The following is an 18,496-nucleotide window of genomic DNA, read 5'->3' as shown; positions in this document are numbered from 1 at the left end:
GGCAAAAGTTTGTGATTAACCTGAACAATACAGCTAAAACAAATGCCGATACACTTCTCGCATATTCACGACAGGGGAAATGCGATGCTCTCGACATATCGTCATTTAGACAAAGATTTTTGGCAAAAGTTACTGCACATCGGTTTACCTGTGTCTCTGCAAACCATGTTGTTTTCATTGCTCGGCGTAGTCGATATTTTCATGGTCAATCAGCTTGGTTATGCGGCAACCGCAGCAGTTGGTGTTGGCAACCGTATCTTCTTCTTTAACCTAATCATGGTATCGGGAATCAGCGGTGCAGTCAGTGTGCTAGCTTCGCAATATTTTGGTGCGGGCGATTTCAATGGGATTCGACGTGTCTTGTCGCAATCTTGGGCCTTGTCTATCTTTGCCATCATCCCTTTTATTTTGATTTACACATTAGCTCCTGAATCAGTCGTGTCTGTGGTGGCCTCAGACCCTGATTACATCCGCTTGGCAACGGATTACCTTTGGATAACAGGAGCCAGCCTTATTGGTACGGCAATCGTTGTGCCGCTAGAAAGCGCACTGCGATCGGTTGGTGAAGCCAAATTGCCCACCAATATCAGTATTTGGGCAATCATCGTCAATGCGATTCTCAATGCTCTGCTGATCTTCGGACTATTTGGCTTTCCAGAACTAGGCGTGGTTGGCGCAGCGATTGGCACCACGGCTTCTCGATTCTTTCAGACGATTGCATTGCTTGTTATGGCGAGAAAACATTACGCGCATCTATTCCCTACGATTGAGAGTTGGCGTGATGCAATATTACCTAAGCACAGAAAGAAGTACTTCAAGATTGCGATTCCTATGCTGATTCACGACACGGCATGGGCTGGTGGAATACTGATTTACAACGTTATTGTAGGTCAGATCGGGGTTGGTGAACTTGCGATCATCTCACTGCTATCTCCAGTGGAAAGTATCTTAATTTCAGCCTTCTTAGGTTTTGCCGTCGCTGCTTCGATCATCCTTGGTAATGAGATTGGTGCTAAGAACTATCAACGTGTTGAAAACACCGCTTGGGGCTATGTATTTGTAAGCTGTGCGCTTGCGACACTATTGGCACTGCTGTGTTTTATCGCCAAGCCTGCCATTATTCAATTAATCGATTTAACGCACCTAGAACTCAAAGATACAGCGGTCAACGTAGCCTTGGTGATGGCGGCAGGGATGATATTGAGAGTGTTCAACATGGTTGGCATCGGAGGTGTTTTAAAGAGTGGTGGGGACATCAACTACAGCATCTTTATCGACATATTCGGCCAGTGGGCGATTGGCATCCCCCTCGCCTACTTCACCGCTTTGGTGCTTGGCTGGTCTTTAGAATGGGTGTTGATGATTGTGTTACTGGAGGAGCTGGCGAAGATCGCGTTAACTAGCCAGCGAATTCATTCTAAGAAATGGATAAACAACCTCATAGAAGAGCCTAACCAACTAGCCACTTAATATTTATTTGAACCACTAGAACAAACGAAAAGAACTCACACCTAAGGGCTGATTGATTGCATTGCGCTAACCATGATTCCCTTTTTCGTTTTACAAAAATACGAAGTGACGACAGCCTTAGATATCAGTGAATCGATGGATAATTTGGTTTGAACTGCCACGCCAATCCAACATCGGATCCGCTTTATCTTGCTCAAAGCGACCATCAATCAAAGTATCGACATATTCCAGCACTTGCTTCTGCTTTTCATCGAGTTCGTCTAGCTCGTAGCCCGTCCACATCCAGATATCTTTGCCTTCGCATTCAGCTTTTACACGCTGAACAAGCTTAAGCACTTCAGACACATTCGCAGGATGCAGAGGATCACCACCAGAAAGCGACAAGCCACGACGTTTGATTCGCGGGTCATTCAGATCGGCAATAATGTGGTCTTGTAATTCTTGAGTGAACAAATGCCCAGAATCCAACCTTTGCGTCGACTGGTTATAACACCCACGGCACTGGTGCACACAACCCGATACGAACAAGGTGCAGCGTGTTCCGGGGCCATTTACAACGTCGATTGGGTGATATTGATGATAATTCATAAGGCAGTATTGAGCACTCGTGATGGCTTAGTGGTTTAACTCGAAAAATAGCGAGAAGTGAAACAAATGAATTGGTATCGACATAGCGCCGATACCAATCTTATTTCTTAGAAACGTAGCTCTTCTAAATAAGCTAGCTATTGATCTTAGGGCTTATTAAAGATGCTTCACGCGGCGTTTAACTTCTTCTTGCTTACCGAAGTTAAATGGGCGTGCGTCTGGACTACCAAGGTAACCACAAACACGACGTGTTACCGATACTTTGGTTGAGTCATAGTTGCCACACTTAGGACACGTAAAGCCCTTGCTTGTACAGTCAAACTCACCGTTGTAACCACACTCGTAACACTCATCAATCGGTGTGTTGGTGCCGTAGTAAGGAACACGTGTGTAGCTGTAATCCCATACGTTTTCTAATGCTTCGATGTTCTTCTGCATGTTAGGGAATTCGCCGTAACAGATGAAACCACCGCTAGAAATTTCAGGATAAGGCATCTCGAAATCGATCTTGTCGTATGGGTTCACTTTCTTCTGCACATCTAAGTGGAAGCTGTTTGTGTAGTAACCACGGTCTGTTACACCATCAATCACACCAAACTCTTTGGTATCGATGCTGCAGAAGCGGCTACATAGGTTTTCACTTGGTGTGCCGTATAGGCTGAACGCGTAACCTGTCTCTTTGGTCCAAGATTCCACTTCACACTTCATGTACTCCACCAGCTCAAGCGCTTTAGCACGCATTTCGCCATCGTCGTACAAGTGAACGTCAGTACCGTATAAAGCAGTCATTGCTTCGTGGATACCAATGTAACCAAGAGAAACAGATGCACGGCCGTTCTTAAAGATATCAGCAATAGAGTCATCTGCTTTCAAGCGAACACCACATGCACCTTCCATATATAGGATTGGAGCAACACGCGCTTTCACGTTTTCTAGACGAGAGATACGAGTTTCCAATGCGCGACGAGCAAGCTTCAGTTTTTCATCAAGCAACTCGTAAAACTTAGCCATATCTTGTTTTGCGTTGATCGCAATACGTGGCAAGTTCAAGCTCACAACACCTAAGTTGTTACGGCCTTCATGGATAAGCTCGCCGTTTTCTTCGTATGTATTCAAGAAGCTACGGCAGCCCATAGGTGTTTTGAATGACCCTGTCACTTCTACTACTTTGTCGTAGTTAAGAATGTCTGGGTACATGCGCTTAGACGCACACTCAAGTGCCAGTTGCTTGATATCGTAGTTTGGATCTTGTGGCTGGTGGTTCAAGCCATCTTTGATTGCAAATACCAGTTTAGGGAACACGGCTGTTTTGCGGTTCTTACCCAAACCTGCAATGCGGTTTTTCAAGATTGATTGCTGAATCAGTTTCGAGCCCCAGCTTTCACCTAAACCAAAACCAAACGTCACGAATGGTGTTTGACCATTAGCTGTGTGCAAGGTGTTTACTTCGTATTCAAGAGATTGGAATGCGTCGTAACACTCTTTTTCAGTACGAGAGATAGCAAACGCTTCTGGGCTATGAATGTCCCACTCTTTCGCTAACGATAAATGCTTCTCGTAACTTGCCATCACGTAAGGTTCTAAAACCTCGTCGATACGGTTGATCGTTGTACCGCCGTAAATATGGCTCGCCACTTGTGCGATGATCTGCGCGGTTACTGCCGTTGCGGTAGAGATAGACTTAGGCGTATCGATTTCTGCGTTACCCATCTTGAAGCCATGCGTTAACATGCCTTTCAAGTCGATAAGCATACAGTTAAACATCGGGAAGAACGGTGCGTAGTCTAGATCGTGGTAGTGAATATCACCACATTCGTGAGCATGTACGATATCACGTGGCAAAATGTGAGTTTTCGCATAGTGTTTAGCCACGATACCCGCCAACAGGTCACGCTGAGTTGGGATAACTTTGCCATCTTTGTTCGCATTTTCATTGATTAGATCAACATTGCTTTCTTCGATCAAACCTTCGATCTCACGAGTTAAAGCGCTTTGCTTTTCACGTGCGATATCGCGATCATGACGATATTCGATGTATGCGCGTGCTAAAGACTTATATGGTCCCTGCATCAGCTCATTCTCGACCATGGTTTGAATTTCAGAGATATGAACTTCATCGTAGTCTTCGAGCTTCAACTCAACTGCTAATGCCACATTCAATGCATAAATAGCAATTTCCTTATCGGTTTTGTCTGATGCTGCTTCCACTGCAGCCTGGATGCGATCTCTACTGAATGGAGCTCTTGAGCCATCACGCTTGATTACGATTGATTTCACCACTTCTCCTTACTCTTGAGGTATTCACAGACTTATCCACAAACACACTATATAGAGCGATTTACCGTTAAACTAACACTAGATATTGTGGCGTATTTAACGAGAACCACCAAACTTGAGTATTGATTTGGATCAATAAAAAACCTGCTAAAAAGAGTTGAATTTTTGGTAAGTGTTGTAGGATAAAGGCTCATCAATATTGGCAGACAAAGTTAGGGATATTTGGCATGAAACGACTTCAAAACTGGATAATGTTAGGTTGCTTACTCAGTAGCCAAGCATTTGCTGAACCTTTAACCATATCCAGTTGGAATATCGAATGGTTATCAACCAACGAGGCTGTGAATAAGTTTTCTGACAAACGTGATCAAGCTGATTTCGACAAACTTGAAGAATACTTTCAATCCTTAAACGCCGATGTGGTTGCGTTTCAAGAAGTCGATGACATAAATGCCATTCAGCGTGTGGCTGGTGATCAATACAAGATATTGATGTCTAACCGAGCATTACCAGAAAACAGTAACCGCCAATTTAAAGAAGTGAACCAATACACTGGGTTTGCCGTTCGTAAAGGGGTAACCCTCACCAACCACGCTGACTTTCCTCTGGAATCGAGTTCTAACAGCAAGCTTAGGTTTGCCAGCTATATCGTTATAGAAACAGAGACTAAACCCATTCATATGCTATCGGTACATTTAAAAGCGGGCTGCAGCGGCGCTTATAAGTCCAACCGAGACTGCTCACGCTTAAAAGAGCAAGCTCAGCAATTGAATAAATGGATAAAGCAGAGAGAGCGCAATAACGAAGACTACGCCATTCTTGGCGACTTTAACCATAACCTCGCTTACTCACGAGATTGGATGTGGAAAGAGTTAACACAATATACTGATGCGCAGTTAGCGACACGAAAGACACGCGCAGACTGCAAAGTACGCTCTAACCGCAACAACCATCGCACGCATCAGTTCCGCTCTGTTATTGATCATATTGTGGTGAGCGAATCATTGAATGCAGCTCCGGCTAAACAACAGGTATTTGAAACGCAAGATGTGCTGGACTACAAACTCAGCGACCATTGCCCAGTATCAACGACCATCAAACAATAGATAGATCTAAAAAGAGGCTGACTGGCTTTTTACTCAAAAGCGAGTCGACCTCTCAAATACTTATATCAAGCCAATTAGACACACGATAGGTTTACCCTAACAGGTTTTATTCGTTCGACCTGCAAGCCACATTCCCACCAGCATGCTGACCATAAATACCCATACGGTTGGGTTACCGCCACTAAGACTCGTCACCGCAGGACCAGGACAAAAGCCAGCAAGCCCCCAACCTAAGCCAAACGCTGTAGAACCCACAATCAGCTTTATGTCGATTAACGGATTATTGCGGCTATCTAATCGCTCACCATTGATCGCTTTATCGCGCTTTTTAATGACTAGATGATAAAACGGCGCAAACACCATCAGTGCACCGCCCATTACGAATGCCAGACTTATGTCCCAATCACCTGTAATGTCTAAGAAGCCGAGTACCTTGTTAGGATCGACCATGCCTGAAATGATCATACCCGAGCCAAACAAGACTCCAGCAAACAAACCAACAACGATAGTAAATGAAGAGTTTTTCATTATGCCCCCAACCCCATTGGGCTCTTAACAAGCACAGTAGCCATTGCGACACCCATGAATACACAGGTCGCGATAATTGAACGCTTAGATAAGCGCGCCATGCCCACAATGCCATGTCCGCTTGTACAACCATTCGCTGTTTTAGTGCCAAAGCCAACTAACAGACCTGCGATAACTACCACTACGAGATTCATCTCTTCCAGTTGTGGGAGTTGGTAACCGGTAGGAATCAACAACCAACCACTTACGACCATTCCAACAACAAATGCGATGCGCCATTGCTTTTCAGTTTTGTCTGTATCCACGCTTTTACTTTCTTTGTTGCTAGCACGAACTGGCAATAATCGACTGACAATTCCACTAATACCAGCGACTCGACCAATCCCGAGCATTAACACAATGGCCGACATGCCCAACAGCATGCCGCCGAAAAACGCATCCCAAGGAATCAAACTCAACACAGACCACTCCTATCCACAAACATAATAACTCTCAATCACAGTAAATTAGAGTTTACTAATAAGTATAAATTAGTCAATGCTAATGTAAGTTATCCCATCTATACCCACAATCGGTTCCTTGTCATTTAGCTAGCTGTGAGCTCCCAACAAACAAAAAGCCCTTAGGCGTTAACCTAAGGGCTTTTGATTTCATTTGAGCTGTATCAGCTACTTAGTCTTGTTCTTTTCAGCTATCCACTGTGACATGTACTTGGTGCTTGCCATGGTGTGGTGCTTGAGCATTGAACCGAAGAAATTATCTAATCGATGCGAATCAAGCTCAGAAACCAACGCAGTTATTCGTTCGATCAGTTGATTGCCTAACTTATCTTGCTCGTAATGCGCTTCAAGAATAGAGTGACACTGACTTTGGGCTTCAAGCCACTTTTCTTCATCGCGATAAAGCTCAACTGCTGCAGTCACAAACTCATCGATATCATCAGCCACCGCACCCGGCCATTGCAGTTCACCTTGCGGTAGCATGCCTTCACTGCCGATCTCGCTGGTCACATTCGGGGTTTGTAGCTTCATCGCGTCAAGCAACTTACCTTTAATGCCCGCACCAAAACGTAATGGCGCAACACATACACGTGCCTCTTCCATAACTTCTTGAGCATCTTTCGCCCAACCTTTGATATGGAAACCGGTTTTAGGATTGTGCAAAGCGGTTGCTTTTGGCGGAGGATAAGATCCATAAATATGAAGTTCAGTGTCAGGCAACTGCTTACGAATCTTTGGCCAAATCTTCTGTAGCTGAAGCACAGCATCCCAGTTAGGCGCATGCCTAAAATTACCTATCGTCATGAAATGCTTACGTTCTTCATAACTTTTCGTGCGTTCAGGCAAAGTATTAAGATCAACCATGAAAGGTAGATGATGTAGAAGTTTTGGATCGATATTGAACTCAGATTGGAGCAGCTCCATCTCGTAGCTTGAAATGATCAACGAAAGATCACAGCGCAGAATCGCGGCAATTTCACGCTTGGCCAGATCACTGTAAAGATGCTCTTTCGTCAGATCTGTCTCTTTTTTAACAGCTTCATGTCGAGCATTACGTAGGAACTGTAAATCTTCAGTATCCAATAGCTTAAAGGCATTAGGGCATACCTTCTCAACACGCCAACCAAATTGTTCTTCCATCATAAAACGGTCAAACATGACAACATCAGGTTGTAGCTGTTCGATGTACTGATCAAAGCTATCGCAATTCAGTTCAATAGATTGGCTCGTGATACCCTCTTCAGAGAGATCAATCATATGCTCGGTCTCTTGAGCAGGCGTTGCGAATTCAACAGACCAGCCTTGTCGCTTAAACAGGCGTAAAAGTGACATCATATGGCTGCCAGCCGCCGATGAATTCGGTTCTGGCCAAACGTAGCCAATTGCTAAAACTTTCTTCAAAACACTTCCTAAGAAATAACAAAAGGGACTCTAGAAGCCCCTTATTGAACATTTACTGATAATTATAATAAGTTCTAAGAACTCAGCGATTCGATTCGCTCACCGACATTGCGAGCTATCATAAGCACTTCATCCGCAGAGTACAGATTTGAAATCGTGGTTTCGACTTCTGCACCCAATGTAGATTGATACAGCTTTTGTGCAAAGTTGTCCGCCCTGGTGGTCACTAATAAATGTTTTAGTGTCGAGTCTTGCTCTGCAAGTTTCTGCTTCACTAGCGGCAAAGAATCTAGAATCAGCTTTTTACCCAACCCTTGCCCTTGCGCACTCGGTAACACAGCAAGTTGCTCCAACTCTAAAACAGCTTCAGGCCTAAATCAGCTTTTTACCCAACCCTTGCCCTTGCGCACTCGGTAACACAGCAAGTTGCTCCAACTCTAAAACAGCTTCAGGCCTAAACCCGCTCTTTTGAACCCATATAATGTAACCAACAATCTCACCTTCACTTTCTGCAACAAAGTTAAGAAAGCGTGGCGCAGCATTCAAGTTACATTGTAACCAACCCATCGAGTTTTGTTGTCGAACAAAGTAGCTTGGTGAACTAAAGCCGCCCCATCAAGGTCGGCTTTATCCATTAGACGAACTTGCACCATAACGGCTACTCGCTTTCTGAGTTCGGGCGCGTTTTACAGTGTAAAATGGCCTTCTTTAATAGTTCTAATGCTGATTGATCCACTTCTGGCAGCTTGGCATCTGATTGACCTAACGGCTCAACACGGCTACCCCATTTAATGTGGCCTGCACCCCAAGTTAAACCAGCACCAAATGCTGCAACCAGGATATTTGAATTAGGCTTAACAAAACCTTGCTCTAGTGATTCACATAGTGCAATTGGCACGGTCGCTGCCGACGTGTTGCCGTAGTTTTGAATGTTCACAAACGCTTTCTCACGCTCAATGCCCGCCATATCACACAGAGTTTGAATGATTCGGATATTTGCTTGGTGTGGAATCACAACATCGATGTTGTCTGTTGAGATTCCAGTACGGCCCAATACCGTGTGTGCTGCTGCACCCATGCCTTTAACCGCACGTTTGAAGATCTCTTTACCTACGAAATCAAAATCCCAGTAACCATTATCAGCCGCAAAACGGTCCATAGAAGAACCGAACTTAGGCACTGCTAGAATGTCTCGGCCTTCAGCATCACAGCCGATTTGCGCTTCTTGGAGACCAACTTGCTCTTCAGTGCGAGAAAGTACGACTGCACCCGCACCATCACCGAATAGAACCGCAGTATCACGCTTGGTCCAGTCAATGAAGAATGAAAGACGCTCTGCACCGACAACGATAGCGTTGCGGTAATTGCCCGCCTGAATCAATCGAGTTGCAGTTTCAACACCGTAGATGAAGCCCGTACACGCTGCATTAAGGTCAAAAGCTGCTGCGCTCTTGATACCTAAGTTCTGTTGAACTTTCGATGCAGTGTTAGGAATAAGAGAATCTGGGCTACACGTCGCAACGATAACTAGATCGATGTCTTCAGCCGTTAGGCCAGCACACGCCATTGCGTGTTGAGCAGCAACGGTCGCTAGCTCAGAGGTATTTACATGACTGATACGACGGTTTTCGATACCAGTTCGAGTACGAATCCACTCGTCAGACGTATCAATGAATGTGCTTAAATCATCATTGGACAGCACGGCTGGTGGCAGACACTTTCCCCAGCCCGTAATTTCGGCGTAAAATTTTGTCATCATTTACCTGTTTATTGTTTGTTTTTATTTAAGTATCGTATTCATGTTTTAAACAGTATAAGCGTTCCGTACGTGATTCGTAAATCGCGTTAGCCACGGAGATGCAATAAAAAAGAGAAAGTTATGTCTACATTCAACACTCGTTGCCCTTCTTGCGGTGGCGTAAACCGAGTTCCTTCAGAAAGAATTTCAGAAAGCCCTACTTGTGGTAAGTGCAAAAATGCACTTCTAGACGGTGCACCAATCGAAGGTACATCACTGAACTTCCAATCGATTTTGAACAGTTCACAACCTGTCGTTGTCGATTTTTGGGCGACATGGTGCAACCCATGTGTAGGTTTCGCACCTGTATTTAGCGATGTCGCTAAAGAGCGCGATGGCGATGTTCGATTTGTTAAAATCGATACCGAAGCTCAACAGCAACTGGCGGCTATGTATCAAATCAGAAGCATCCCAACGGTGATGGTATTCAAGAACGGTCAGCGTGTTGATACGATCAACGGTGCCTTACCAAAAGGTCAATTTGATCAATGGCTTAATCAAGCTTTGGCTAAATAAGTTTGCCTAAGATCATTCATTAACCGGCAAACAAAAATAGGTTATGAGCCCTTAACAAATAAGGCTTCATAACCTATATTAAGACAACAATTTATCGTAATTGTATTCTAAACACTCAATTCGTGTTCTGCTTTCTCGCCTGCTTCATGCTTGTTCAAATCACTCTTCTGATTCAAGTCGCTTTGTTCACTCAAACCATATTGCTCTTTGATCTGGTCAGCAATCTTCTCTGCGATCATGATAGTTGGCGCGTTGGTATTCGCTCCCACGAGTGTCGGCATAATCGAAGCATCAATGACTCGTAAACTCTCCATCCCATGAACTTTCAAATCTTTGTCCACTACTGCCAGTACATCATCGGCAGTGCCCATTTTACAGGTTCCTACAGGGTGGTACTGGGTATCTGAACGATTGCGGATATCTTGTTCAATCGCCTTGTCATCATTGGCATCAACCGGATAGAAAGCGTCACCACGAATATCATCGAACGCTTCGCTTTCTAGCATCTGATATTGCTTCTTCCACCCTTTAATCATGATTTCCATGTCATCAGGATGACTGAAGAACGCAGGGTCGATCTTTGGTGGATCGTAAGGATCAGAGCTATTGAGTGTCACGGTGCCATGGCTTTTTGGCCTCAGCAAGGTGACATGTGAGGTAAAGCCATGACTAGTATGGATTTTTCTCGCGTGGTCATCCACTACAGCAACGACAAATACAAACTCCAAATCCGGCACTGCGATATGATCATCAGAACAAAGAAAGCCAATGCCTTCCGCAAAGTTGCTGCTCATTTTCCCACGGCGCTCTTTGTGCCACAGAGGTAATGCTTTGGTCATTTCAGCGGCCATTTGCAACGAAATACCGAAGGTTTCTCGCTTTTCGCTGCACTTATAAGAGTGCACCAAATCAATATGATCTTGCAGGTTCTTTCCAACTCCTGGCAGCTCATGGAGTTGCTCGATACTATGTTCCGCCAACTCGTCTTTAGCACCCACACCTGACAGCAACAACAGTTGAGGAGATCCGAAAGCCCCTGCAGATAAAATGACTTCCTTGTTACATCGAATCTGATAGCGATTACCGTTAGAAACGTATTCAACTCCAACCGCTTTCTTACCTTCAAACAAGACTTTATGAGTCGTCGCTTTAGTTACGACAGTTAGGTTGGGACGCGATAGGTTTGGCGTCAAATAGGCTTTGGCTGCACTGCATCGTTCACCATTTAACTGAGTTACCTGAGTCGGCATGGCACCAAACTGAGCGGCTCCGTTGATGTCTTCATTTCGCGGTACACCGATCGATTCGCACGCGAACAAGTAGCGCTCCAACATTGGGCTCGGTGATCTAAGGTTTGCCACATTCAAGGGACCTCCTTGACCATGGTACTCATCTTTGTGCACTTCGTTGTTTTCAGCTTTCTTAAAGTAAGGCAGGCACGACTCATAGCCCCATCCAGCATTACCTAAACCTTCCCAAGTGTCATAGTCATAGCGATGTCCACGCGCGTACATCATGGCGTTAATAGAACTCGACCCGCCTAGCGTCTTACCTCTTGGCTGATAACCTTTACGCCCACTTAAGCCCGGTTGCTCAACCGTCTCAAAAGCCCAGTTATTGAGCTTGGTCGGCATCATCGCCACAACGCCAACTGGAGTATGAATAAAGGGGCTCGTGTCTTTGCCACCAGCCTCGAGCAAGCAAACGGTAGTATTTGGGTCTTCTGACAATCGAGAAGCCATCACACACCCAGCTGAGCCGCCGCCTACAATAATAAAGTCATAGTTATCCATTGATTGTCTCCGCAACTTCTAAAGGATGTAGCTCTCGCTTTAAGATTTTTCCTGTTGCCGTCATGGGTAACGCGCTACGAATGAATACTTTACGAGGGTATTTGTAATCGGCCAGTTGTTCTCGACACCATGCCATTAACGCTTTGCTGTCACACTGTGTATGCTCGTGTAGCACAACATGGGCATGAATCTCTTCCCCCAACTGCTCATGATGTTCACCAACCACAGCCACCATTTCGACATCCGGGTGACACATCAACACTTCTTCGATCTCTCTCGGGTAAACGTTGTAACCACCACGGATAATCATGTCCTTCACACGATCAACAATAAACAAATTGCCGTGCTCATCCACACGCCCGATATCACCCGTTAAAAACCAGCCATCTCTGATTGCCTCTGAGGTTGCTTCTGGTCGTTGATAATAGCCTTTCATGACACTTGGGCTCTTAATGCACACTTCACCCAACTCTCCCATTGCGACCGAGTTGCCTTGCACATCAGTAATTTTGATAAGATGACCACATAGCGGTTGGCCGACACTACCAGATAGTCGATCACCATCAATGTGATTAAAGGTCGCGACTGGCGCTGTTTCAGAGAGCCCGTACCCTTCCAATACTGGCAGTTCAAAGCGCGACTCAAACTGGCGAATCACCTCAAGTGGCATAGACGCCCCTCCAGACACGCCTAACCTCAAGCTATGCTTAACCTGCTCAGAACGCTTGCTTGTTTTTTCAGAAGCATCAGGAGATTCTTCTCCCGCTCTGAGCAGTGCGATATACATGGTAGGAACGCCAGCAAACACGCTTACTTTGTGGCTAATGATCTGTTCAATCACTAATGATGGTTCGAAGAGTGGAATCAAGACCATAGTTGAACCCGTCAACACACTCGCGTTCATCATTACGGTTTGACCAAAACTATGGAACAGAGGAAGTGTTGCCATTGTGGTATCACTGTATTCCAACCGCATTAGATACTGTGACGACATGGCATTGGTTTGCATGTTGGTGTGTGAAAGCTCAGCGCCCTTTGGCTGGCCTGTTGTACCGGAGGTATATAGAATTACCGCGGTATCATCACCATGACACGCTACAGACTCAAATGAATCCAAAGGTTGTGCCAACCAATCTGCAATCGTTTCTTGATGATCATGGTTTTCTAACAGCATGAAAGTTGCGCCGTTTGGTATTGGCATAGACACGAAGTGTTCGCAGTTATCGGCCTGTGCAAAACCTTGTAATCCATAGCGCCCAATGGGTAGCTCTTCACTGCCCTCAAAACAAATGTAGGCCTTCGCGTCGGAGTCATTCAAGTGATAAGCAATTTCTCTCGTCTTAAACAACACATTTAAAGGGACGACAACGCAGCCTGCTTTTAGAATGCCGTAATAGGCAATGGGGAAATAAGTCACATTAGGACAAGACAGTGCAACCTTATCCCCTTTATTTAATCCAAGTCGCTTTAGATTTGCCGCGACCTTACCAGCAAGTTGTTCCAACTGAGCGAAGCTGACTTCATCCGTGCCCATACGCAGAGCGGCTTTAGTTGGAAACAGCGAAGCGCTACGTTCCAAGTTAACAGCAAGATTGTGCATCCATGATCTCCTTATTTGGCTAGACCTAGCGGTCACATTCGCCTTAGACGTTTTAATCGTTGTAATAAGTGTTGTCTTTATTGCTATCAGAGCCTGCACATTGGCGTGTCATGTAGGTAAAAGTATTTATTGAGCAAAACAGTAGGTGTTGAGCAAAATGTTTGAGACGCTCCAAAGTGCAACTCATCAAATTACAACATTTTGATAACATCTCGAACAGGTTTCAAAAAGACAAAAACCGGTGATATTCGGACATGGCTCAATCAGACCTTGTAAAACCTTGCACACATAAAGCAAAAGTTTGAACAAGCTTGGGAAAGTGAGAACAAGCAACAGGCGCAAATGTTAAAAGTTCGGTTAAGATGACGATATTCAACAAGAGGCACCCTATGGAATACACCGCAGTCTACGAACCCGATATGCAAGCATTCGGTATTCTTGACCTTCAACTACTACATCGTTACATGTCACCGGCTCTCAGTATCGAAGCGTTGTTGGAAGGCAGTAATATTGATGATCTTCAGCTCAATACGCCAGATACTCACATTACTTTGGCGCAAAAGTTGGCGGTGTTCAGTAACGCATTAGCGAATACGGATGAAGGCGGATTAGGTTTACGGGTTGGTCAGCAGGCCCGATTTAGCGACTTTGGAGTGTTGGGCTATGCGGTGTTCAGTAGCGAAACGCTATTAGATGCTTTGCTGATCGGATTTAAATATTTGCAACTTGCCGGCCCCGTGCTGAGAAAGACCATGTCTGTAGAGGATAACGTTGGGTACTTTCGCGCAGAACAACTGATTGACTTAGACTCTGTGCTGCCATTTTGTTGCGAGTATTGGTTTGCGGCGATCCAAAGCCTGTGTGAAGAAGTGCTGCAACAGCCCTTTCCATCACAAGTGATCCGCTTCCCTTATCCCAAGCCAGAGTACGGTGACCTTTATACCGAGGTTTTCCGTTGCCCTGTTGAATTTAATAGTGACCGCCTTGAATGGCAATTTGATGCGACCAGCTTGTACTCTCCTCTGCCCACAGCTAATACCATCACATTACAAATGTGTCTCAAGTCGTGTGATGACATGTTGGCAAAAGTAAGCGCCTCCACCAGCCTAAAAGAGAAAGTCTCTCAAATGCTGCTTGAGAGTCCAGGAAGTTACCCATCGATAGAATCTATCTCTTCAGAACTGGGGATGTCTTCCCGCACACTGCGTCGCCATCTTAAAGCGGCCGATACGAGTTACCAGAAGATTCTCGATCACGTTCGTTTCCATCTTTCGAGACACTATCTTTCGTCGACAAAAATGAGCATTGAAGAGATTTCTGAGCGTGTTGGTTTTTCCGAGAGCGCCAACTTCCGTCACGCATTTCGTAAATGGAGTGGAACCTCACCACGTCAATACCGAAAAGACGCGCTCTTATCGTAAACTGCACTTCAAATTAAATTTCAACGATACAATTAAATTTGTTTTGACTCTCTCAATTAAATAGCCAATGAACAAGGGTTTAACGGCTTTATGACCACATAAAACCTCGTCAAACCACCAAATATCACAATCGTATTTTAGTTTAGTTGGTCGATAAATTTCTTTTATCTTAACGACCATTTTTATTCGTTTTACCCAATTCAGTTTCTCCCCCATAGTCGCGGAAAATTCACCGTTTCTTTCACTATCGGAGGCTCCTGCATTGGACAACATCCAACCAACAACTCGCATAACCGTTCCAGTTATTGCACTGTCTTTCTACGCGATCGCTTCAGGCTACTTAATGAGCTCTTTGCCATTAATGCTGTCTGAATATGGCCTAGACAGTAATCTATCGAGTTGGTTGGCGAGTGCCTTTTATGCAGGTCTTCTAGCGGGTACGTTATTGATTGAGCGTGCGATTGCTCGTATTGGCCATAAAGACGCATTTGTAGTGGCACTGAGTGTCTTCATCGCAACGATCCTTGTGTTGCCATTGATTCCACATCAAGCGGTATGGCTATTGGCTCGTTTTGTGGCTGGTGTTGCGGTAGCGGGCATTTTCGTAATCGTTGAATCATGGCTTATGAGCGGTGACGAATCACAACGAGCTAAACGCCTAGCGATTTACATGTGTTCTTTGTACGGCGGTTCTGCAGTTGGTCAGCTAGGCATTGGTTACCTAGGTATTACTGGCGGCGTACCTTTTATCGCGATGTTCACTCTACTATTTGGTGCGATCATTGTGCTGATGTACGGACAAGCGACACCACCACAGATTCATGATGCTCAATCTTTGTCTCTAAAACAGGTCAGCAAGTTAAGCCACAGCGCTTTAATTGGCTGCATCGTTTCAGGACTTACACTGGGTGCAATTTACGGTTTGATGCCAGTAGAGCTTGCTCAGCGTAACATTGCGCACGAAGACATTGGTGGTTTGATGGCTCTAGTGATTATGGGTGGCATGGCTGTGCAGCCGATGGTGACTTGGTTATCTCACCATGTAGGTCAAGTGTTGTTAATGGCTTTGTTCTGCCTACTCGGTGTGGCAAGCATTGGCGTACTAACGATCAATCATGACTTCTACGTACTAGGCATGAGCCTGTTCGTGCTAGGCATGGCGACGTTTGCGCTTTACCCAATCGCGATCAACTTGGGCTGCCGTAACTTAGATCCAAGCTACTTGGTGTCAGTGACTCAAATCATGCTGCTTTGCTACAGCATCGGTTCAGTTGCGGGTCCAATCGTGGCAGACAGCTTCATGGATTCACAAGCAGGCTTATTCACTTACCTGTTTGCGTCTCTATTAGCGACAACGATCTACATGTTGATTGCTAGCCTAAAGCGCTCTCACCTACAGATTGCAGGCGAGTAATTGGCTTTAATCTTGTAAGATTGAACGATACACTGAGGGCTCTTCACCAAAGACGGTATGTCTGAAGGAAGCGCCCTTTTTTGTACGCGATACTGAGAAGACACACTAAGGTTGGAAAACATAACCTTCGCCGGTGATCGTTAGGATCAGTCCGTCACCAAGAATAGAGCGTATCTCTGAGATAGCGACAATCACCGAAGAGTTAGTGACAGTCTCACCTTCCCAACCGATATTTTTTAGCTGGGGGACACTGAATAGTTGTCCACGATGACGATTCATAAAAAGAATCATTTTTCTGTAAGCTAATGGCATCGTTCCAACGATATAACCATTCTCAATATTGCGTATGAGTTTTGTGTTCAGCTCAATAACCTTACCGTTTACTTCCAAAACTTCATTATGTTCTTCACATTTACCTTCAATTACAGGGGAAGAGTCCGTATTCATATAATATTCCCTAACAGAGCAACCAACGACACAACTTTATTAAGAGATGTGTTTAATAACGTCGCTTATAAATGGACGCTTAAAATCGAAGATAATGAAAGCAGCGTATACGGTAAAAAGATTAAATTTTTATTATTAGAATATGAACAGAATATCAACAACAAGGTCTCGGCTCTAACAAATAGCCTTCATTTAGTATAGTGTATAGACATTTACAGTCTATCATTCGGCGGATTTCATAGATTGCAACCAGAACTGACGCGGATGTTACCGATTTCCCAGGCCACCCAACACGCTTAAGAATATTCTTGCTAACAACTACGCCTTTGTTCTGATAAAGATAAAAAAGTACCTTACGGTGTGGCTCAGACAAGGTGCCTACAATTGAACCATTGTCTTCCTTTCTAACCAGTTTGGTTTTAGTATTCACTTCCCTACTGTTCACAACGATTTTTTGTTCAGTAGTGAAATCCGGCATATCCGTTACATCATGTGGCATTACTTACCTCTTATTTTGTGTATCAACCATATCGATTTAACTAGGTATGGTCATAAAAGTAAGGGAAAGCTACATAACACCAATCTTGAAAAATACAGTAGATCTACTGCATTTATTGGTTATAAGACATCACAAATGAACACTGTTTTATATCATATTTTAAGGCGGGTTAAGACCTAAATGGGCCCTCATACTACCCTACATTTTACTTTATATTTCAGATCAAATAGTTAGCTTGTGAGCCGATAATTCTTACGATATTGACTAGGTGATAAGCCAAAATGTTTCTTAAAACGGTGAGAAAAATTATAAGGGTCTTTATAACCGAGACGATTAGCAATCATAGATACTGACCAATCTTGTTGCTTTAGCAAACTGGTTGCTTTATCCATTCTCAACTGGATCAATTTGCTTCGCGGAGACACATTGAATAGCGACTTCGTCACTCGGTTTAATTGCTCTTCACTAATAAACACTCGCTCTGCCATCCCTGCAACCGTCCAAGATAGATGCAGACTACTTTCGATTTCATTGTATAGAGCCTGAACACGCGCCGTCGTACCGGTCGATTTAGGTTCAAACCCTGTTAACGTGCGAATGATTTCACTCATCAGTAGTTTTCGATAACTCGCTCTGCCGCCAATTTCAAAGTGAACCAAATTCATCAGTGACCAGATTTGCTCACACTCTCCGAAAGGGACAATACTCTGCCCTAAACTCGCGATATGCTGCCACTGTGGCGTATCAGGCGTCAGCATCCACGCCATTTTCCAATAGTTGTATTGAGGATCGAGTTCAAATCGAAATGGCGTTTCAGCAGGAAGAACCACAAGTGTATAAGGCGTAATTGCTTGTACTGATGTCGCCGTTGTTAATATTCCTCCCCCTTCTTGAGTAAAAATCAACGTATGAACATTCACCGATTCGCGTTCCACCCAATACGCGTCATGCAGCTTTGCCATTCCCCCCATGTAAACACCGCAGCTTCTCATCTCTGGGATATCTTCAACGGTCAAAAAACGTTCTTTACATTGTTCTGCAAGAAACACGTCATCTTGCCACGTTAATTTTGGCTTCATATTATCAATGACGGATTTGCACAGGTTTTGTTGTTTTTTAAACATGTTGTTACTTCACT

The 18,496-nt window shown here is 44.5% G+C and carries 16 protein-coding genes and 1 pseudogene; 5 read left to right on the top strand and 12 right to left on the bottom strand.

Features of this window, described 5'->3' with window-relative positions; translation table 11 throughout:
* Positions 1-42: 42 nt before the first annotated feature.
* A complete protein-coding gene (locus tag OCV52_RS16585) occupies positions 43-1,470 on the top strand; it encodes an MATE family efflux transporter (protein WP_137407401.1) in 1,428 nt (475 codons plus the stop codon).
* A gap of 117 nt (positions 1,471-1,587) precedes the next feature.
* On the opposite strand, the gene nrdG is transcribed toward OCV52_RS16585, so the two are convergent.
* Both nrdG and nrdD read right to left on the bottom strand, forming a co-directional pair.
* Entirely contained in the window at positions 1,588-2,058 is a 471-nt protein-coding gene (nrdG, locus tag OCV52_RS16580; RefSeq protein ID WP_012600613.1) for an anaerobic ribonucleoside-triphosphate reductase-activating protein, read from the bottom strand.
* 156 nt (positions 2,059-2,214) lie between these two features.
* Positions 2,215-4,335: an anaerobic ribonucleoside-triphosphate reductase gene (nrdD, locus tag OCV52_RS16575; RefSeq protein ID WP_137407402.1), complete on the bottom strand. Its 2,121-nt coding sequence runs from the start codon at positions 4,333-4,335 to the stop codon at positions 2,215-2,217.
* 227 nt (positions 4,336-4,562) lie between these two features.
* Here nrdD and OCV52_RS16570 point away from each other — a divergent pair, with 227 nt between their 5' ends.
* Complete coding sequence (locus tag OCV52_RS16570) at positions 4,563-5,441, top strand: endonuclease/exonuclease/phosphatase family protein (protein ID WP_137407403.1); 879 nt, start codon at positions 4,563-4,565, stop codon at positions 5,439-5,441.
* Between the two features lie 96 nt (positions 5,442-5,537).
* On the opposite strand, the gene OCV52_RS16565 is transcribed toward OCV52_RS16570, so the two are convergent.
* The 5 genes and pseudogenes from OCV52_RS16565 to OCV52_RS16545 all read right to left on the bottom strand — a co-directional run bounded on the left by OCV52_RS16565 (position 5,538) and on the right by OCV52_RS16545 (position 9,626).
* A complete protein-coding gene (locus tag OCV52_RS16565) occupies positions 5,538-5,969 on the bottom strand; it encodes a YeeE/YedE family protein (RefSeq protein ID WP_137407404.1) in 432 nt (143 codons plus the stop codon).
* Complete coding sequence (locus OCV52_RS16560; protein ID WP_137407405.1) at positions 5,969-6,430, bottom strand: YeeE/YedE family protein; 462 nt, start codon at positions 6,428-6,430, stop codon at positions 5,969-5,971. The genes OCV52_RS16565 and OCV52_RS16560 overlap by 1 nt, the downstream gene beginning before the upstream one ends.
* Positions 6,431-6,637: 207 nt before the next feature.
* Positions 6,638-7,870, bottom strand: a complete 1,233-nt coding sequence (locus OCV52_RS16555; protein WP_137407406.1) for a glycosyltransferase — start codon at positions 7,868-7,870, stop codon at positions 6,638-6,640.
* Positions 7,871-7,944: 74 nt separating this feature from the next.
* Positions 7,945-8,505: pseudogene (locus OCV52_RS16550) on the bottom strand (GNAT family N-acetyltransferase).
* 23 nt (positions 8,506-8,528) lie between these two features.
* Positions 8,529-9,626: a ketoacyl-ACP synthase III gene (locus OCV52_RS16545; RefSeq protein WP_137407449.1), complete on the bottom strand. Its 1,098-nt coding sequence runs from the start codon at positions 9,624-9,626 to the stop codon at positions 8,529-8,531.
* A 123-nt stretch (positions 9,627-9,749) separates the two neighbouring features.
* Between OCV52_RS16545 and trxC the strand changes: the two genes are divergently transcribed.
* Positions 9,750-10,184, top strand: coding sequence for a thioredoxin TrxC (gene trxC, locus OCV52_RS16540; RefSeq protein ID WP_102425327.1), 435 nt, complete (start codon positions 9,750-9,752; stop codon positions 10,182-10,184).
* Between the two features lie 107 nt (positions 10,185-10,291).
* Here trxC and OCV52_RS16535 read toward each other — a convergent pair whose 3' ends face one another.
* Together OCV52_RS16535 and OCV52_RS16530 are read right to left on the bottom strand one after the other, a co-directional pair.
* Complete coding sequence (locus OCV52_RS16535; RefSeq protein WP_137407409.1) at positions 10,292-11,977, bottom strand: GMC family oxidoreductase; 1,686 nt, start codon at positions 11,975-11,977, stop codon at positions 10,292-10,294.
* Positions 11,970-13,577, bottom strand: coding sequence for a long-chain-fatty-acid--CoA ligase (locus OCV52_RS16530; protein WP_137407410.1), 1,608 nt, complete (start codon positions 13,575-13,577; stop codon positions 11,970-11,972). Before OCV52_RS16530 ends, OCV52_RS16535 begins: the two co-directional genes overlap by 8 nt.
* 389 nt (positions 13,578-13,966) lie before the next feature.
* Between OCV52_RS16530 and OCV52_RS16525 the strand changes: the two genes are divergently transcribed.
* The gene (locus OCV52_RS16525; RefSeq protein ID WP_137407411.1) at positions 13,967-14,998 is read left to right on the top strand and encodes an AraC family transcriptional regulator; all 1,032 of its coding nucleotides are present in this window, start codon (positions 13,967-13,969) and stop codon (positions 14,996-14,998) included.
* A gap of 262 nt (positions 14,999-15,260) precedes the next feature.
* Positions 15,261-16,412: an MFS transporter gene (locus OCV52_RS16520; protein WP_137407413.1), complete on the top strand. Its 1,152-nt coding sequence runs from the start codon at positions 15,261-15,263 to the stop codon at positions 16,410-16,412.
* Between the two features lie 105 nt (positions 16,413-16,517).
* Here OCV52_RS16520 and OCV52_RS16515 read toward each other — a convergent pair whose 3' ends face one another.
* From OCV52_RS16515 to OCV52_RS16505, 3 genes are all read right to left on the bottom strand, one after another.
* Positions 16,518-16,859, bottom strand: coding sequence for a winged helix-turn-helix domain-containing protein (locus OCV52_RS16515; protein WP_137407414.1), 342 nt, complete (start codon positions 16,857-16,859; stop codon positions 16,518-16,520).
* Positions 16,860-17,013: 154 nt separating this feature from the next.
* Positions 17,014-17,337 (bottom strand): winged helix-turn-helix domain-containing protein, encoded by a 324-nt coding sequence (locus OCV52_RS16510; protein ID WP_390903410.1) that lies wholly within the window; start codon positions 17,335-17,337, stop codon positions 17,014-17,016.
* A 251-nt stretch (positions 17,338-17,588) separates the two neighbouring features.
* On the bottom strand, positions 17,589-18,482 hold the full coding sequence (locus OCV52_RS16505; RefSeq protein WP_137407416.1) for a helix-turn-helix transcriptional regulator: 894 nt from the start codon (positions 18,480-18,482) through the stop codon (positions 17,589-17,591).
* Positions 18,483-18,496 lie beyond the last annotated feature (14 nt).

Origin of the sequence: Vibrio chagasii (assembly GCF_024347355.1) — a bacterium.
In the GTDB taxonomy this organism is placed as follows: Bacteria; Pseudomonadota; Gammaproteobacteria; order Enterobacterales; family Vibrionaceae; genus Vibrio; species Vibrio chagasii.
The sequence above is the reverse complement of the archived record's forward strand: the minus strand, read 5'-3'. Positions and strand labels throughout refer to the sequence as shown.

Bases quoted from the DNA above. Each gene is read 5' to 3' on its own strand.
- OCV52_RS16585 (WP_137407401.1), top strand. From the start codon at position 43: ATGCCGATACACTTCTCGCATATTCACGACAGGGGAAATGCGATGCTC.
- nrdG (WP_012600613.1), bottom strand. From the start codon at position 2,058: ATGAATTATCATCAATATCACCCAATCGACGTTGTAAATGGCCCCGGA.
- OCV52_RS16570 (WP_137407403.1), top strand. From the start codon at position 4,563: ATGAAACGACTTCAAAACTGGATAATGTTAGGTTGCTTACTCAGTAGC.
- OCV52_RS16565 (WP_137407404.1), bottom strand. From the start codon at position 5,969: ATGAAAAACTCTTCATTTACTATCGTTGTTGGTTTGTTTGCTGGAGTC.
- OCV52_RS16545 (WP_137407449.1), bottom strand. From the start codon at position 9,626: ATGACAAAATTTTACGCCGAAATTACGGGCTGGGGAAAGTGTCTGCCA.
- trxC (WP_102425327.1), top strand. From the start codon at position 9,750: ATGTCTACATTCAACACTCGTTGCCCTTCTTGCGGTGGCGTAAACCGA.
- OCV52_RS16535 (WP_137407409.1), bottom strand. From the start codon at position 11,977: ATGGATAACTATGACTTTATTATTGTAGGCGGCGGCTCAGCTGGGTGT.
- OCV52_RS16530 (WP_137407410.1), bottom strand. From the start codon at position 13,577: ATGCACAATCTTGCTGTTAACTTGGAACGTAGCGCTTCGCTGTTTCCA.
- OCV52_RS16525 (WP_137407411.1), top strand. From the start codon at position 13,967: ATGGAATACACCGCAGTCTACGAACCCGATATGCAAGCATTCGGTATT.
- OCV52_RS16515 (WP_137407414.1), bottom strand. From the start codon at position 16,859: ATGAATACGGACTCTTCCCCTGTAATTGAAGGTAAATGTGAAGAACAT.
- OCV52_RS16510 (WP_390903410.1), bottom strand. From the start codon at position 17,337: ATGCCGGATTTCACTACTGAACAAAAAATCGTTGTGAACAGTAGGGAA.
- OCV52_RS16505 (WP_137407416.1), bottom strand. From the start codon at position 18,482: ATGTTTAAAAAACAACAAAACCTGTGCAAATCCGTCATTGATAATATG.